The organism is Psychrobacter sp. BF1 (assembly GCF_019279065.1).
Lineage (GTDB): Bacteria > Pseudomonadota > Gammaproteobacteria > Pseudomonadales > Moraxellaceae > Psychrobacter > Psychrobacter urativorans.
In genome coordinates, this window is sequence record NZ_JAGYWV010000040.1 from 1 (window position 1) to 916 (window position 916).

A 916-nucleotide genomic window follows, 5' to 3' on the forward strand; every position below is an offset into this window, starting at 1 on the left:
TATAGTCAGTTCTTTTTAAATAAGATACAATCGTTTTAAAACAAACGAAATGGCAGAATAACAAATGACCTATTCAGCAGATTTTCGAGCACAAGTGATTAAAAGTGTCAAAAGCAAAGACATGAGTATCCGTCAGGCTTGTACTTTTTATAATATTAGCAAAACCGCATTACAGCGCTGGCTCAAAGATTCAAGTATCAAACAAACCCGGAATAAACCGCCGACTAAAATACCGAATGAAGCACTCTTAAAAGACGTTGAACAACATCCAGATGACTATTTGTATGAGCGAGCTAGGCGATTCAACTGTAGTAAGACCGGCATGCACACTGCTTTAAAACGCCTAGGTATCAGTCAAAAAAAAGACTTTGGAGCATCCAAAAGCCTGCCTGATAAAAAGAGCGTCGTATCAGAGTAAGCTTGATCGCTTTACGCAGCAAGGCTATCCCATTGTGTATATGGATGAAAGCGGCTTTGAGGCTGAAACTATAAGACCTTACGGATACTCACCGATAGGCAAACCCTGTATCGACAGCTTCAACTGGCAAGTAAAAAAGCGCACTAATGTCATCGGTGCTTTGTATAAAAAGATGCTGTTTGCGCTTGATTACTTTGAACAAAATATCAACAGCCATATATTTTATGACTGGTGCAAGTTCACGCTAATTCCAAGTCTCAAGACTAAATGCGTGATCGTTATGGATAATGCCCGCTTTCATAAGAGCAAGCGTATTCAAAAACTACTGAACAGGCACGGTCATCGTATTCTATGGCTGCCACCCTACAGTCCTGATCTAAACCCCATTGAAAAGAAATGGGCTCAAGCTAAGTTTCTACGCCAAGGGTGGATGGAGAATAATCTGCCTAAGCTATTTCAGGATATGGGCTGTATTTATTTTATTGTGAACTGACTATA

The 916-nt window shown here is 40.0% G+C and carries 2 protein-coding genes; both read left to right on the plus strand.

What is annotated here, in order from left to right; all coding sequences use genetic code 11:
- Positions 1 to 64 precede the first annotated feature (64 nt).
- Positions 65 to 418, plus strand: coding sequence for a transposase (locus KZA12_RS15005; protein WP_256933013.1), 354 nt, complete (start codon positions 65 to 67; stop codon positions 416 to 418).
- On the plus strand, positions 369 to 911 hold the full coding sequence (locus KZA12_RS15010; protein ID WP_373416641.1) for an IS630 family transposase: 543 nt from the start codon (positions 369 to 371) through the stop codon (positions 909 to 911). The genes KZA12_RS15005 and KZA12_RS15010 overlap by 50 nt, the downstream gene beginning before the upstream one ends.
- Positions 912 to 916: the final 5 nt, after the last annotated feature.